Below are 17,288 nucleotides of genomic sequence, written 5' to 3' on the forward strand. Positions count from 1 at the left end.
GGCTTTGGGCCTTAATACTCTTCTATCGCTATGTTCAATCGATTGTATTCACTCGTGTTTTCCGAGGCATAACATTCCAGAACTTTGGAATCGCCATCCTTGAATTTAATCTTCTCGATAGAATTAATATTCTTTTCAAATTCCGGATTCAACTCTCCGCATTTTTTGGCCCTGCTGCTCACAAAGTGTAAATACTCTTTTTTGTTCGCCTCGGCACTGGCTGAGCCATTATTCAGCAGGTTGGTATATGCCCTTCTCAACCTGAGCTCAGAGACACTCCACAGGCTGAAAGTGATTTGGGTAGTCGACACGTTCCTGAGCGGTCGCAAATCCTCTACCGGTGCAGGCTCAGCTTTTGGTGGCGTTGGCACTTCGGCCACAGATTGCGGCGGCTGCACGACGTCTGCCTGTTCAATCGCTGGGGCAGGTTTTTCAGGGGCAGCAGGAATCACCGTTGGCGCCACTCGCGGTGGTTGGGCAGGACTTTCGGACTCTTCCTCGACTTCCGGTAGATTAATCTGCTGCTCTGCTTTGGTTAAAGAATCAGCCACATCACTTAAAGGCTCAACCGCTGGCGGTGGCTCGGACTGATTCAAGCTGAATATCACCAAACCTAAAACGATCACTCCCACTAAATAGAATAAGACAGTGGCGATAAAGTTGAATTTTTCATTGGTGGTATTTTCGCTACCGCAATTTGGACAGCTGGACGATACAGCCTCGTCTTTTGGATACCATATAAACCCGCACTCATTGCAGACCTTGTGTAGTCGAAGAATAATGCTCATCAGATTTCTCTTATTTTTGTTTGAAACGCAGTTGGTTGAGGGGAAAATCGATTGGCAGTTTTAGTGACAGCATTGATCACTGAAATGACTCTTAATTTAGGTTTGGACATTGCAGATTAGTTCATCCGGCATTCAAACAAAAGGACTCAAAATCATTCCCCCTGAGTTTTATATGCTTGCTTATTCCCGCTCCAACAGGATGGTAATCAATAGTGTGGTGTCAGCAAGCGCTTTCACTGTATGCGCTGCACCGGCACTTAAATACACCAGGTTATGCGCTTGCAATGTCCGCTTATCCCCCGCCAGATCCAGCTCTACTTCGCCTTCTATGCACTGCATAGTCATGGCACCTGCGGCGGTATGTTCTGGCGTGGTTTTACCCGCCTTTAATATAAACCTGAACACCTCAATGTGACTTTCACGGATCAGGGTCTCAGAGGTGGCTTCCTCGAAATTGTCGCCATACGGGCGGATATTTATCACTTCTCCTGGTGCAAAATGTTGAATACTCATCAGCGTACGCCTTTATTTTGGTAAGGATGTGGTTTGATTCTAGCGCGATTGGAATTGCTTTCCAATCTGGTGAAGAACACAAGACTCGCGATTGCGAAATGCAAAGACTATGAAGATGACTATTGAATCGAGCCTGATCAAGTATGTCTGCGACCAAATCATTATAAGGGTTTTACCTTATGGCGATTTAATCATTTAACTCATATAAAACAGTATTTTCTTATTTCTTTCATAATCGTTTACTTATATAAATAATATTTAATAAACGTAGAACAAAGCCCGAAAAGCACTTTAATGAGCGAAATGGAACATAAATCCATTCCTTATCGCGCAATCCTTTTGCGCACCTTTAATATTTAATATCCAGTATCAAAAACCAACAATCGTTTGAAAGCAACTCCCATTGAGGCTACCACTTATGAGTATCGATTTTCTGAATAAACTGACAGGCAAAACCAGTAAATCTGACGCGGCCAAACAGCGCGATGACAATGGCCAGATCCAGGCCATTCACCAGGTCATGGGCGTGATTGAATTTGACCTGCAAGGCAATATCCTGGCGGTCAATGACAACTTTGCCGCAGTGACCGGTTACAGCAAGCAGGAAATCGTCGGCCAGAACCACAGCATGTTTGTAGACGCCACCTACAGGAAAAGCGCGGAATACAAACAGTTCTGGGAAAATCTTGGCCGTGGCCAGGCCGATAATGGCCAATTCAGGAGATTAGGCAAAGCTGGCAGGGAAATCTGGCTTGAAGCCAGCTATGTGCCTGTGATCGATGAAACCGGCAAACCATTCAAAGTCATTAAATATGCATTCGATATCACCGCTGAAAAACAACGTGATGCCGAATCGCAAGGCCAGATCGCCGCGATCAATAAAATCATGGGCGTCATTGAGTTTGATCTTAAGGGCAATATCCTGGCGGTCAACGACAACTTTGCCGACGTCACCGGCTACAGCCGCGAAGAAATCGTCGGCCAGCACCATAGCCTGTTTGTCGATTCCGCTGACAAATCCAGCCAGGAATACAAACGGTTCTGGGAAGAGTTAGGCGATGGCAAAGCCAACGAAGGCCAGTTCAAACGCGTAGGCAAAGGTGGCCGTGAAATCTGGCTGCAAGCAAGTTACAACCCGATTTTTGATGCGGCCGGCAAGCCTTTCAAGATTGTGAAATATGCGACTGATATCACAGGCGCGCAACTGAAAAATGCAGATTACGCCGGCCAGATCAGTGCCATCGGCAAAGTCATGGGGGTAATCACCTTTGACCTGAAAGGCAATATTATTGACGTGAACGACAACTTTGCCGCCGTCACCGGTTATAGCAAACAGGAAATCATTGGCCAGCATCACAGCATGTTTGTAGAAGCCGCTTACAAAAACAGCCCCGAATACAAGCAGTTCTGGGACAAGCTGGGTAATGGCAAAGCAGATGAAGGCCAGTACAAACGTGTTGGTAAAGGTGGTAAAGAGGTCTGGTTGCAGGCAAGCTACAACCCGATTTTTGATGCGGCTGGCAAACCTTTTAAAGTGGTGAAATATGCTACCGACATTACGGCAGAGAAACTGAAAAACGCCGATTTCTCCGGCCAGATTGATGCGATTGGCAAAGTCATGGGCGTGATTACCTTTGACCTGACAGGCAAGATTACTGACGTTAATCCTAATTTTGCCGCGGTAACCGGTTATACAACACAGGAGATCATTGGCCAGCACCATAGTATGTTTGTCGAAGTGGCTTATAAAAACAGTCCGGAATACAAGCAATTCTGGGAAAACCTGGGCAAAGGCAAAGCGGATGAAGGCCAGTACAAGCGCATAGGGAAAGGCGGCAAGGAAGTCTGGTTACAGGCCAGCTACAACCCGATTCTTGACATGAATGGAAAACCATTCAAAGTCGTTAAATATGCGACCGATGTGACGAGCAAGGTGGCAGAAACCAATGCCATGAAACAGGCAGTGCAAGAAACTGCCGAAGTAGTCGCGGCCACCAAGAGCGGTGACCTGACACAGAGAATAGATACAGATAACAAGCAAGGCGAAATCAAAACGCTTTGCGAGGGCGTGAACACTATTGTTGACGAAATGACAGACATTTTGTCTGCCGTCAAAATCGCCGGTGAAGCGATTAATTCTGCTGCAAGTGAAATTTCGCAAGGTAATAATGATTTATCTCAACGCACCGAAGAACAAGCCAGTTCATTGGAAGAAACCGCTTCCAGCATGGAAGAAATTGCGTCTAATGTGAAAAATAACGCTGAAAACGCAAAAGAAGCCAATACGATGACCGACCAGGCCAGCAGCATTGCCGCCAAGGGTGGTGAGGTATTTGGCAAAGTGGTTTCGACCATGTCTGAAATCACCGAAAGCTCTTCCCGCATCGAAGAAATCATCTCCGTGATTGATAGCATTGCTTTCCAGACCAATATCCTGGCACTGAACGCTGCGGTTGAAGCCGCTCGTGCCGGTGAACAGGGTCGTGGTTTTGCAGTGGTGGCCAGCGAAGTACGCAATCTGGCACAACGCTCAGCCAGCGCCGCTAAGGAAATCAAATTACTGATTAATGATTCTGCCACCAAAGTCGCCAACGGCTCTTTATATGTAGAACAGGCCAGCGGCACGATGGAACAGCTAGTGACTGTGATTGACCGCTTCTCACAACTGATTAGCGAAATCACTGCCGCTTCGGTAGAGCAAAGTAGCGGCATAGACCAGATCAATATTGCCGTTAACCAGATGGATGAAGTGACCCAGCAAAATGCTGCCCTGGTTGAAGAAGCCGCGGCCGCAGCAATGTCGCTAGTCAACCAGGCAGAAAAACTGCAAGAGACTGTCAGCCATTACAGATTTGTTAATCAGGATAGCAACGGCTCATCCGCAAGAGCTTCAAAACCGCAATTGCAGGCCAGAAGCCAGAGTTATGCAAAGAAAGTCAGAACAGGTACCGATAACGCGGGCTGGGACGCGTTTTAATTACACTGCCCATACCTAATACAGAATTACATTCAAACCCGCCTGCTGGCGGGTTTTTTATTGCCTGACCTTGCTGGATTTATATGTGGAATTAATGAGGTCACTGACTGGGCTGACGATAAATAAGCTTGATTGCGGTCTGCTACTCAATCATCAATATTTCCTTCTTATTTGCATTTTTTATGCTGATTCTTGATTAGATTGTCCAAAAAATCTCTTTTATTTTCACTGGGTAAGCATACGAAATAAACCATATATATTTACTTCAATTAAATAACGGATAAATACCTTTCTTTTCCACCGCTTAATATCTGAGCACCTAAATTAATATAATTTAAACTTCATTCATCTTAATTTATTACCAAGGGATTTGACATGCTCAATATCTTTAAAAGTAGTGCAAATTCGGCCAGCAAAGCGCTTTTACACAAGCAGATGGATCTGAGCGGTCAAATAAACGCTATTCATAAAGTCATGGGCGTGATCGAATTCGATCTCAAAGGCAACATAGTGGCGGTCAATGACAGCTTTGCTGCGGTGACCGGCTACAGCGTCCAGGAAATCCTGGGTAATCACCACAGCATGTTTGTGGATCCTGAATATAAAACGAGTGCTGAATATAAACAGTTCTGGGAAAGACTTGCTCAGGGCCAGGCTTATGATGGCCAATATAAACGACTGGGTAAAAACGGCAGGGAAATCTGGCTGCAAGCCAGTTATAACCCGATTCTGGATACGGAGGGCACGCCATTCAAAGTGGTCAAATATGCCACCGATATCACCCACGAAAAATTTGAGCATGCAGACTTTTCAGGTCAGATTGCGGCGATCGGTAAAGTGATGGGCGTGATCGAATTTGACCTCAAAGGCAACATTCTGGCGGTCAATGACAATTTTGTGGCAGTCACCGGTTACCGCGCAGACGAAATCGTAGGCAAACACCACAGTATGTTCGTGGCGGAAGATTACAAAGATAGCAGCGAATACAAACAGTTCTGGGAAAGCCTGGCATTAGGCGAATCCAATAACGGTCAATACAAACGTTTTGGCAAGGACGGCAGGGAAATCTGGCTGCAAGCCAGTTACAACCCTATTTTTGATGACGATGGCAGGCCATTTAAAGTGGTGAAATATGCGACCGATATCACGCGTGACAAGCTCAAGCACGCAGACTTTTCAGGCCAGATCGCCGCTATCGGTAAAGTGATGGGCGTGATTGAGTTTGACCTCAAAGGCAATATCCTGTCAGTCAACGACAATTTTGCCGCAGTGACTGGCTACAGCGCCAACGAAATCGTAGGCAACCATCACAGCATGTTTGTGGCACCGGAATATAAAGGCAGCGCAGAATACAAGCAGCTCTGGCAACAACTGGCCAGCGGCGTGGCTAATGACGGGCAGTATAAACGTATTGGCAAAGGCGGCCGTGAACTATGGTTACAAGCCAGTTATAACCCGATTCTAGATATGGATGGCAAGCCATTTAAAGTAGTGAAATACGCAACCGATATCACCCGAGAAAAACTGCAATACGCTGACTTTTCCGGACAGATTGCTGCAATTAGTAAAGTGATGGGCGTGATTGAGTTTGATCTTAAAGGCAATATCCTGGCGGTCAATGATAACTTTGCTGCAGTGAGCGGTTACAGTGCTGAGGAGATCATAGGCAATCATCACAGTATGTTTGTTGAAAGTGCTTATAAATCCAGCCAGGAATACAGGCAATTCTGGGAAAATTTAGGTCGTGGTCAACCTGATAGCGGCCAGTACCAGCGTGTTGGCAAACGCGGTAAGGAGATCTGGTTGCAGGCCACGTATAACCCGATCTTTGATATGGATGGTAAACCATTCAAGGTGGTGAAATACGCAACAGATATCTCTGCCAAAGTCAAAGAAACCCACGCCATGAAACAGGCAGTGGATGATGTAGTGAGTTATACCCAAACCGGTGACTTGACGCACAGAATCCCTACATCGGACAAATCCGGCGAAATCAAGCAGTTATGTGAAGGTATTAATATCATCATTGATGCCATGACCGATATCCTGAGCATGGTGAAAACATCCGGTGAGACCATTAACCTGTCTGCCCATGAAATCTCCATGGGTAATAACGACCTGTCCCAGCGCACCGAAGAACAGGCCAGCTCACTGGAGGAAACGGCAGCCAGCCTGGAAGAGATTGCCGCCACTGTCAGGAATAATGCCGAGAGCGCCAAACAGGCCAACATCATGACCAATAAAGCCAGTGCAGTAGCCAATAAAGGCGGCGAAACGTTTGCCAAAGTGGTGCAGACCATGTCGGAGATTACCGAAAGCTCCTCACGTATTGAAGAAATCATTACCGTAATCGACAGCATTGCGTTCCAGACCAACATTCTGGCATTAAACGCTGCGGTAGAAGCAGCACGGGCAGGCGAACAGGGTCGCGGCTTTGCAGTGGTGGCCAATGAAGTGCGCAACCTCGCACAACGCTCTGCCACAGCTGCCAAGGAAATCAAGCAGTTGATTTCTGATTCAACCAATATCGTTGCCAGTGGTTCCCAGTATGTGGATCAGGCCAGCGGCACCATAGAAGAAATGATGACTGCCATCAAAAATGTGACAGACATCATTGCCGAAATCACTGCCGCCTCTGCTGAGCAAACTACCGGGCTGGACCAGATCAACTCGGCGATGAACCAGATTGATGAAGTGACGCAACAAAATGCGGCATTGGTGGAAGAAGCTGCTGCAGTGGCGATGTCACTGGTTGAACAGGCAGACAAACTAAATGAGGCGGTCAGCCAGTACAAACTGCCGGAATCAAAAACGGCACATCCGGCCAAGGTGGAAAAAGTTGCCAGATATGCCGCTGCCGCATAGGCTTGGGGTGATTAACCTCGTTGCCTGCCTATCACATAGCTAAATGGGAAAGTTGTTCTGGCACCTTGCATGGTCCTGCAAGGTGCTTTTTTTATATCTGCACCCGGCTGCCCAGTTCGATCACGCTATTGGCCGGAATATTAAAATATTCCACGGCACTGCTGGCATTACGCGACATGACTGCAAACAACTGGTCCCGCCAGCGTGGCATACCGCCCCCGACATCCGGCACGATGATATCGCGGCTCAAAAAGTAAGAGTTACTGAACGGGTCCAGGGATTCACCATCCAGCGTCAAACCAAGCAAAGCCTGAGGCACATCGGCATGCTGCATAAAGCCATAACGTAACTCCACCTGCCAGAAACCTTCTGCCAGTTTTTGCACATGAATGCGCGACTGTGTATTCAGCAACGGCACATCCTCAAACACCACATTGACCAACAGATTACGCTGATGCAATACCTGGTTATGCTTGAGGTTATGCAACAGCGCCTGCGGCACAGTTTCCAGATTGGAGACCATGTATACCGCGGTTCTCTGTACGCGTGGATGTTTGCTTTCTGCAATGCTGGCAATCAATGCTGAGAGTTTGGGATCGGTCTGCACCAATCCGGTCAATAACAGATGGCGGCCTTTTTTCCAGGTAGTCATCAATACAATCAACACCAAGCTCAATGCTATCGGAAACCAGCCTCCCTGCATAAATTTCATCGAAGCCGAGCCAAACAATACGCCATCTACCAAGCCCAACAGTCCTACCAATGACCAGCTCAGCCACATCGGGAATTTCCAGCGGTGACGCATCACGAAATAAATCAATACTGTCGTGATAAGCATGGTGCCGGTAACGGCAATGCCGTAAGCAGACGCGAGCGCCGATGAGCTCTGGAACGCCAGACAGACAATAATCACCGCCAGCAATAACGCCCAGTTCACCGCCGGCATGTAGATCTGCCCGGATTCACTGGCAGATGTATGGATAATGCGCATACGTGGCAAAAAGCCTAACTGGATCGCCTGGCGCGTCATGGAAAAAGCACCGGAAATGACCGCTTGCGACGCAATAATGGTGGCTAGTGTTGCCAGAATCACGGCTGGGATCAACAATGGTTGCGGAAAAGAAAGGTAAAACGGATTGCTGACAGCTTCAGGGTGCTGCAACAGCAAGGCACCCTGCCCCAGGTAATTTAACGCCAGACAGGGGAATACCAGTCCGAGCCAGGCCATCTGGATGGCCGGCCTTCCAAAATGGCCCATATCAGCATACAACGCCTCTGCGCCGGTCACCGCCAGCAGAATGGCACCTATCGCAATAAACATGGCACCACCACGGGATTGCAGGAACTGCCATGCATATTGCGGCTGTATGGCCTGCAACACTTCTGGTACTTGCGCAATCTGCCACATGCCTATGCTTGCCAGGGCCAAAAACCAGACAATCACAATCGGGCCAAAAAACCGCCCGACTGCATGGGTACCATGGCGCTGAAACCAGAACAGCCCGATTAAAATCCCGATGGAGATAGGCAATACTTGCGCGGCCAATGCTGGCGACACGACCTGCAACCCTTCTACTGCGGACAGCACCGAGATCGCTGGTGTCAGCACACTATCTCCGTAGAATAGGGCAGCGCCTAGCACGCCCAGCAATAACAAGCTGCTTGCGCGTTTATCCTGCGGTTTTAAAGTAGACAGTGCTAACGACAGCAAAGCCATCACGCCGCCCTCGCCTTTGTTATGTGCACGCAAAACCAGTAACACATATTTAAAAGTCACCACAAAGGTCAGCAGCCAGAAAATGGCCGACACGGCGCCCAGAATATTGGTCTGGTTAAGCGGCACACCGGTACTTTCGCTGAAAATAACCTGCATGGTATACAGCGGGCTGGTGCCGATATCACCATACACCACGCCGATGGCACCCAGTGCCAGTGCCGCCAATCCGCTCTTCTTGATTGATAAATTGTCCATCTCATCCTCTTGTTAGTGATTGATGGGTATCAATATGCGCGTGGGCGCATATCAAACGCATAAACAACTAACGCAAAGACCAGAGATAGAAAATAAACAAAAGGATCAAGCCAGGCGATAGCCAATGCCCAGTTCAGTCAGCAGGTATCGAGGCTCGGCAGGTGTCGTTTCCAGCTTACTGCGTAAACGACCAATATGAATACGCAGGTAATGCGTGTCATCTACATATTCAGCGCCCCACACGCTGGTCAATAACTGACTATGCGTGAAAATAGTGCCGGGTTTACTGGCCAGTAACATCAACAATGCATGCTCAATCGGGCTGAGATGCAGTTGCACGCCCTCTTTGGTGACTATGCCGCTGGCGCGGTTAATCAGTAATCCTTCGTGTTGATACGCGTGGTCTCGCATTTGCATCATGGCAGTGCGGCGTAAAGCCACCTGGATACGTGCCAGCAATTCCGGCAGGCCAAACGGTTTCATCAGGTAATCATCGGCGCCCAGATTCAGGCAGTGCACTTTATCTGCCTCATCCTGGCGGGCTGACAATACTAGAATCGGTACATCAGAATAGGCGCGCAATAGGGAAATAAATTGCTCACCGCCGCCATCCGGCAAGCCTAAATCAAGAATGACCATCGCAAAATCGCTGGCTTGCCGGGCTTGCGCGAGGTCACGCGCATGCAGCACCCGATAGCCATGGGCAGATAAGGCTGGCACCAGAAACTGGTAAACCCCTGCGTCATCTTCGACCAGTAATAGAGTTGGCTGTTTATCGCTCATGGTGCAATTAACTCACTCGCGCGTACAAACGGGAACATTAACTGCACGCAAGTCTGCTGATTGGGCCCTGAACTGATCTCCAGTGTACCCTGATGTAATTGCATCACGGTATTGACGATAGAAAGGCCAAGCCCAAAACCACGGGTACCGGCAGGTCGTTGCGTGTGCGGCGCAAACGCCGAAATGGCAAATCCTTCAGGGAAACCCGGCCCCTTATTCAGCACTGAAATTTGTAACCATAAGTCATTTATGGAAAGTGTGATTTCAATCGCAGACCCTGCGCTTCGCCAGCAAATAGCATTGTCGATCAGGTTAGCCAGTGCATGTGCAACCAGCACTGCATCCATCCTCACCAGCACTTCCTCATCGCTGATATTCACCTGCAATGCTTCCGGCGGCGAGCGGCGCTGGTACCTGCTGACTACATGCTGAATCACATCCTGCGGCGACTGCCAGTCCAGTTGCAGGCTGCTGGCACCAGCATCGAGTTTGACCAGGGTCAGGATATTTTCAGTGGCCTGGCTGAGGTAAGTGGTTTCGGCCTGTATGCTTTGCAATAATTGTTCGGACTGGATTTCGGTGAGCGGGATCTGGCGGTCTGTCAGCACATTTGCTGCGCCTAGAATGACCGTTAATGGTGTACGCATATCATGCGACAAGGCGGTCAGCAGTGTTTTCTTGAAATTCGCTTCGCTAGCGGCGAGCTCGGCTTGGGCAAGTGCAATCTGCTGGCTGAGTTTGATATAAGCCTGCGCGCATTGATGCGTCAACAATTGCAGGAAATGCAAGTCTGGCATGGTATCCGACGCATCCAGTACCATGACTTCTCGCTGCGGAAACCCGAATGGGAGCAGGCAATATCCCAGCGATGGCCAGTCATTAGTCCCCGTCCCCACCGGCCGGTTAAAATCCAGCGCCCATTCAACACTGGCAGCCTGAACCGGAATGAATGTTGTATCTTGTACATCCGATCCTGCCAGCCTGATCAATTCACCCGCTTCAGTCAGTCTCATCACGCGTGCCTGCAAGGCAAAGACTTCGGCTATATGCTGGCAAGCGGCTTGCATTAATGTTTCGGTGCCTGATTGTGCAGCCAGTAGCTCAGCCAGTGATTGGAAAAAACGGGATTGCTGTGCCGCCTGGCGGGATTGCAGCATTTGCTGCTTTAAGCGCTGCATCACGCTGCTAACCGTCAAGGCGACGATGGCGAATACCAGCAGAATGACCCAGGACTGGGTGCTGGCGACGCCTAAACTGAAACGAGGTTCGATAAAACAGTAATTGATCAGCAGAAAAGCAGTGATGGCCGTCAGTAACGCGGCAGAAAAGCGCAGGAAATAGGCCGCCCACAATACTCCCAGCAGATAGAACATTGTGATCACGGTGACCCCTAACTCCGCAAAATAGGCGAGACCCAGCCAGGTCACCACTGCCAGCCAGCTGATCAGAAGTAATAAATTCAGAGTAGAAAACGAAAATGTCACCAGTGCTGACCCCTTACGCCATCTATTCTGTTTCGGCAATCGGGTATCAGCAGGTGAATGTGGCATGGCTGGTTTATTAAACGTTAGTGCCCGTATAAATCCTGGCTCTTATAGTTTGGGCCAAAGAATTCTTTCATCAGGAAATCTTCCAGCCCGGCACTGTCAGCTGGCCTTGCGGACAAGGTCACTGTGCGACCCAACCGGTTAGAAATCCAGTCAAAGTCACCGTTGTAATGCTCACGGATGATCGCGATCATTCGTCGCACCATCACCAGGCGGATATCTTCGCCACTACCCGCTTCGACCTGGTAAAACTGGGTATTGGCCGAGGTGTAATCATTGACCCAGCCTTTAAAGCTGAAACTGGCGTTGTACGGATCCATACGCTTGATCATAAACAAACCATTGGTACCGAACTTGAGGTTGTTCATGATGTTTTTGGTGCGCCGCTCATCTTCGGAAGGGCCACGTTCCGCTGCTGCGGCTGCATCATTAATTTCCTTGGCGGCTATCTCCTCCGAATAGCGGTCAGTCTGCTTACGTTTGATCATGCTGGAAAAATCTTCCACCGGTGGAGGGGATTGTTGCGGCGTTGACTGAGGTTTAGGCTGCAGCTTGGGTTCAGGCAACTTGAATGCGCTGTCAGGATTCTGCGACTGGATAATCTTCTTAGGCAGCTTGGGTACTTCTTTAGGTTGTGGCTTGGGTTTTGGCTGCGGTTTCGGTGGTTCCGGCGGCATTTCAGGAGGCGGCTCTACCGGTTTCGGCTGACTTTTAACAGGTAATCCGAGATCCAGCACTACATTGATAGGCTCTTGCGAAGGCTCTTTCATGGGTTTCAGCAGATCCAGCAAAAAACCCCAGAACAGGATCGCGTGAAAAATCAGCGATAGCAAAAACCCCCACATCAACCTGGCGGGGATGCGCAACACACGGTCCCGCTGCTTTGGTCTTAGCCAGTTGGGCGTGCTGAAGGGTTCAAATGGGGAAGGCTTTTGCATGAACAGGATTAATCACAGAGGTTGCTGATGTCATTCATGACTATTGTATTTCTTGCCAAAGTTTTTCGAGTCTTTTGATTGAGACAGGATAAGGCGTCCTTAATTCCTGTGCAAATAATGATACACGTAACTCCTGCAACTGCCACGCAAAGTCTTGTAACCCGCTTGTTACAGACAGGTTGGCTTTACGCAATTGTTCAGTTTTCTGTTGCCATCGCTGCTCCAGTTGCACAATCGCCTGCGCATGCTTTCCATCCCGCTCTATGCTGGTCGGGTATTTATCTATACGCATGCGTATCGCTTTTAAATAACGGGGAATATGCGGCAATTGCTCCCACGGCGTGCGACTGAAACAACCGTGATAGACCAGCGCATTCAGTTGTTGTTCACATTCACGTTTGATTTTCTGCGTCACTGGTGTCATTTTCTGCAATTGCGCGGTTAATGCCTGGTATTCGCTGGCAATGAGTTGCACCTGCCGTGTTAGCGCTTCTGCCACCGCCGGCAAACGCGTGCGTGCGCGGGCTTTAAGCTGCATAAATTCGGCATTGGTGCGCGGCAAGGCGTCTTCGGCGATAAACGCGCGGTCGGCAATCGCTTGCAGCATGTCTTCGCGTAACTGCTCAGGGTTCATGACGGCGCGTAACAACAAAGCGTATTGGTTGAATCCGGGCAGGCCTTTTTCCAGCTGCTTCATCTGCTCCTTGAGCTCAAAGCGCATCAGGCGGCACACGCCTTTGCGATGCGCAAGCGCAGCCTCCTCAACGGTATCAAACAGCTTGACGGCCACACTCTCCTGGTTATCTTCAATTGCCGGATAGCCGGTCAGCTGGCGCCCATCCTTGCTGAAGGTCAGCGTTTCCGGCAAATCACCAAAGTCCCACTGCTTGAGATCAGTCTTTTCAATATCCGGTGAGCCACTTCTAAAGGTTAATTGCGCCGCAGAACCCAGTTGTTTCTTGAGTGCACTCCAGTCACGGCCCATGCCCAGCTCGCGGCCTTTTTCATCCACCACGCGGAAGTTCATCAGGTGATGGGCATCCAGCCCGGCCAGGTCAAACTCTTCCGGCTTCAGCTTGAGCGAGGTTTTGTGCTGGATAAATTGTGACAATGCCGGCAATAAAGCGCCCTCTGTCTTGTGCGCCTGCAAAAAGCCGGTCACGAAATCAGGCACCGGTACGCACACGCGTCGCAAGGTCTTGGGCAGTGCTTTAATGAGGGCAGTCAGCTTGTCACGTATCATGCCGGGCACCAGCCATTCGGTCACGCTGGCATCCAGCTGGTTTAGTAGCGCTAACGGGATAGTCGCCGTTACGCCATCCAGCACATGCCCAGGTTCAAACCGGTACTTCAATGGCACTGTTTCCCCATCGATGGTCATCTGTTCGGGGAACTGCACCTCGGTAATCGCATTGGCGCCATGTCGCATCAGCGATTCACGGGTCAGGTATAACACTTTCGGGTTAATCTTTTCTGCATCCTGCCGCCACTTCTCGAACGAAATGCCATTGAAAACCCGGTACTGTTCGCTAATTTCCGGCACTACCTTGTCGTAGAAGGCAAATAGCTGATGCTCATCAATCAGCACATCCTGGCGGCGCGCCTTGTGTTCCAGCGCTTCCACCTCTGAAATCAGGCGACGATTAGCTTCCTGGAAAGGCGCGCGGGTATCAAACTCCATATTAGCCAGCGCTTCGCGTATAAAAATCTCGCGCGACTGCGCCGGGTCCACCGGACCATAATGCACACGACGTTTCGGTACGATGGTCAGGCCATAAAGGCTGACGCGTTCCCACGCGACCACTTGCGCGGTTTTGCGGTCCCAGCGCGGGTCACTGTAATGGCTTTGCGTTAAATCACGTGCCCCGCCTTCATGGGCGACCGGTTCAATCCAGTCCGGGTCTATCTTGGCGACGATGCGTGCATACAGCTTGGTCGTATCCACCAGTTCTGCAGCAATCACCCATTTCGGCCGCGTCTTTTTCAATGCTGAACCTGGCGCAATGGTGAAACGGATGCCACGCGCACCGGCGTAGGTTTCGCCGTCACCATCCTTAAAGCCTATATTACCCAGCAGACCGGACAGCAAGGCTTTATGCACTTGCTCATAACTGGCTTCCTTATCGCCCAGCTTGAAGTCCATTTCCTCAACCATTTCCCGCAGTTGCGCATGCAACTCACGCCATTCTTTCAGACGCAGAAAAGACAGGAAAGACTGGTGACACTGGTTCAACAACTCTTTATTGGATTTTTTGTTTTTGAGGGCCTGGTCGTACCACTCCCACAATTTGAGATAACTCATGAAATCGGAGTCATCGGCCTTGAATTTAGCGTGCGCCTGATCAGCCGCTTCGCGTTTATCCATAGGCCGTTCACGCGGGTCCTGCATGCTCAGCACACTGGCGATGATCAATATTTCGCGCAGGCAGCTTTCTTTTTTCGCCGCCAGTATCATGCGTGCCACGCGCGGATCCAATGGCAAACGGGCCATCTGCCGGCCGATCTCGGTAATCTCACGCCGCTCGGTTACCGCACCCAGCTCTTGCAGCAACTGGTAACCGTCGCTGACGAGACGGGAAGAAGGCGCTTCAATAAACGGGAATTCGGCGACATCCCCCAGGCGCAAATCGGCCATACGCAGAATGACGCTGGCCAGCGAACTGCGCAAAATCTCAGGTTCAGTAAACTCCGGACGCTGGTTGAAATCTTCTTCCGAGTACAGGCGCACACAAATACCACTGGAAACCCGGCCGCAACGCCCTGCCCGTTGTTTGGCCGCTGCTTGCGAGATTTTCTCAATCTGTAATTGTTCAACCTTTGCGCGCGGGCTGTAACGGTTAACCCGTGCCAAGCCGGCATCAATCACATATTTAATGCCAGGCACAGTCAGCGAGGTTTCTGCGACGTTGGTCGCCAGCACAATCCGGCGCTGTCCGCCGGGACGGAAAATCTTCTGCTGGTCCTCTATGCTCAGGCGCGCAAATAAAGGCAAAATTTCGGCCGACTTCAGCTTGAGTGAACTGCCCTGGTTTTTACGCAAATGGTCGGCGGTATCGCGGATTTCGCGCTCACCCGGCAAGAACACCAGGATATCGCCATCACCCTGCCGTAGCAGGTCCTCAGCAGTATCGAGGATGGCGTCTTCCATCACCTCTTCTTCGTCATCTTCCTCCAGCCAGCGTGTTTCCGTGCGTGGCGGCTTGCGCTTGATGCCCATCAGATCTTGCGCGAAACGGTCTATATCATCCAGCCCGTCATCAATCGGCACTTCGACTGCCACCATGGTGGTTTTATTACCCAGCGGCCGGTAACGGATCTCCACCGGATAAGTTCGCCCCGACACTTCAATCACAGGTGCACCATTAAAATGGTTGGAGAAGCGATCCGCATCAATCGTCGCCGAAGTGACGATGATTTTCAGGTCTGGCCGTTTTGGTAATAACTGCTTGAGGTAGCCCAGCAGAAAATCGATGTTCAGGCTGCGCTCATGTGCCTCATCGATGATGATGGTGTCATAGCCATTGAGGAATTTATCACTCTGCGTTTCCGCCAGCAAAATACCGTCGGTCATCAGCTTGACATAACTACGCTCGGATAATTTGTCGTTAAAACGAACCTTGTAACCGACCACCTCGCCTAGTGGGCTGTGCAGTTCCTGTGCAATGCGGGAAGCGACAGAGCGCGCCGCGATGCGGCGTGGCTGCGTATGCCCGATCAGGCCGCTGACGCCACGCCCGAGTTCCAGGCAGATTTTAGGCAATTGTGTGGTTTTACCTGAACCGGTTTCACCGCAGACAATCACCACCTGATGTTTCTGGATCGCCGCTGCGATTTCGTCTTTCCTGCCGCTGACCGGTAATTCTTGCGGGTATTCTGGTTTTGGTAACGCGGCTAATCGTGCCTGCAACCGTTGTTGTGATGCCTGTACTTTATGTGCGATATCCACCAGGGGTTTATCGACGGGTTTGTTTTGTTTTAGCGCATCGCGTAGCTGGTTTAAACGGCGCTTCAGAGGGAAGCGGTCAGCCAGCATGCATTGCGGGAGTTGTTTTTCGAGTTGGCTGATGAGTTGTTCGGGGGAGACAGCGGTCATAGGGGTGGGATTTTAACATGACGGCGCATATGGCCATTCATTCTCTGGATTAAGATAAGCGGAGAATTTATTGAAACTGGTAGCGTTCTATTTCGCCCCTAGGCGAGTTACTTTTCTTTGCTTGCACAAAGAATAAGTAACCAAAAGAAATGCACCCTAGCTTCCGCTTGTTTCCTGCGTTGCTCGACTTAGGACTTTCGTCCGTTGCTTTACCGGACTTAGGCCAAGCGGTCGCGAAACTCGACCTGGCAGCTCACACACATCGTGAGCTGCTGCGGGACTCAAACAAACGCTCCCTTCATCTTGTTTTGCCTGCGCTACTCGGCGCGTCAGATAGGGGCCCGTTTAAAACCACCACGATAAGTGCGTTTTGAGCCTTGAAGACAAAACTCAAATTCTAATAAATCTAATTCTTTTGTTTCTTTTTCCCACAGTGGTTGAGCGTGCTGCAATGTAAAGAATTACACTCAAGCGAAAGCGTGTGCTTTTCACGGGCCCCTATCTGACGCGCCGAGTAGCGCAGTCAGCGTGAAAGGGGTCGGCCAGCGGCTGTTCGAGTTCCGCGGTGGCTTGCGCAGTTTGCAAGCCGCTAGGGCGAGTTTCGTTGGACGCCCACGTTGACGAGCAACGCAGGAAGAAAGCGGAAGCTAGGGTGCCTTTTCTTTTGGTTACTTGTTCTTTGTGCAAGCAAAGAAAAGTAACTCGCCTATGGGCGAAAGAAAATGCCAAATATCCAGAGAATAACTATTAAAACCTACCGAAATTTAATGTTCTCTCAGCAGAAGCAACTAAGCTGAACATAAACCTTGCCT

Annotated in this window: 9 protein-coding genes; 2 read left to right on the forward strand and 7 right to left on the reverse strand. The window is 50.0% G+C overall.

The window, feature by feature from the left end; genetic code table 11:
- Window positions 1-11: 11 nt before the first annotated feature.
- Together ASG24_RS01655 and ASG24_RS01660 are read right to left on the reverse strand one after the other, a co-directional pair.
- Window positions 12-788 carry a hypothetical protein gene (locus tag ASG24_RS01655; protein WP_055867146.1) on the reverse strand — a complete coding sequence of 259 codons (777 nt, stop codon included), beginning with the start codon at window positions 786-788 and terminating at the stop codon, window positions 12-14.
- Window positions 789-968: 180 nt separating this feature from the next.
- On the reverse strand, window positions 969-1,301 hold the full coding sequence (locus tag ASG24_RS01660) for a cupin domain-containing protein (protein ID WP_055867149.1): 333 nt from the start codon (window positions 1,299-1,301) through the stop codon (window positions 969-971).
- A gap of 418 nt (window positions 1,302-1,719) precedes the next feature.
- On the opposite strand from ASG24_RS01660, the gene ASG24_RS01665 reads away from it, so the two are divergent.
- The gene (locus ASG24_RS01665) at window positions 1,720-4,278 is read left to right on the forward strand and encodes a methyl-accepting chemotaxis protein (RefSeq protein WP_055867153.1); all 2,559 of its coding nucleotides are present in this window, start codon (window positions 1,720-1,722) and stop codon (window positions 4,276-4,278) included.
- A 375-nt stretch (window positions 4,279-4,653) separates the two neighbouring features.
- Window positions 4,654-7,143: a methyl-accepting chemotaxis protein gene (locus tag ASG24_RS14890; protein WP_055867158.1), complete on the forward strand. Its 2,490-nt coding sequence runs from the start codon at window positions 4,654-4,656 to the stop codon at window positions 7,141-7,143.
- Window positions 7,144-7,234: 91 nt separating this feature from the next.
- Here the strand turns inward: ASG24_RS14890 and ASG24_RS01675 are convergent, their stop codons facing one another.
- From ASG24_RS01675 to hrpA, 5 genes are all read right to left on the reverse strand, one after another.
- Window positions 7,235-9,115 carry a potassium transporter Kup gene (locus tag ASG24_RS01675; protein ID WP_055867159.1) on the reverse strand — a complete coding sequence of 627 codons (1,881 nt, stop codon included), beginning with the start codon at window positions 9,113-9,115 and terminating at the stop codon, window positions 7,235-7,237.
- A 105-nt stretch (window positions 9,116-9,220) separates the two neighbouring features.
- Window positions 9,221-9,898, reverse strand: coding sequence for a winged helix-turn-helix domain-containing protein (locus ASG24_RS01680; RefSeq protein WP_055825608.1), 678 nt, complete (start codon window positions 9,896-9,898; stop codon window positions 9,221-9,223).
- Window positions 9,895-11,448, reverse strand: coding sequence for a DUF4118 domain-containing protein (locus ASG24_RS01685; protein ID WP_055867163.1), 1,554 nt, complete (start codon window positions 11,446-11,448; stop codon window positions 9,895-9,897). The genes ASG24_RS01680 and ASG24_RS01685 overlap by 4 nt, the downstream gene beginning before the upstream one ends.
- 17 nt (window positions 11,449-11,465) lie before the next feature.
- A complete protein-coding gene (locus ASG24_RS01690; protein WP_055867167.1) occupies window positions 11,466-12,383 on the reverse strand; it encodes a hypothetical protein in 918 nt (305 codons plus the stop codon).
- Window positions 12,384-12,423: 40 nt separating this feature from the next.
- Window positions 12,424-16,416: an ATP-dependent RNA helicase HrpA gene (hrpA, locus tag ASG24_RS01695; RefSeq protein WP_055868378.1), complete on the reverse strand. Its 3,993-nt coding sequence runs from the start codon at window positions 16,414-16,416 to the stop codon at window positions 12,424-12,426.
- Window positions 16,417-17,288: the final 872 nt, after the last annotated feature.

The sequence above is a fragment of the Methylophilus sp. Leaf414 genome (assembly GCF_001425425.1).
Classification (GTDB): domain Bacteria; phylum Pseudomonadota; class Gammaproteobacteria; order Burkholderiales; family Methylophilaceae; genus Methylophilus.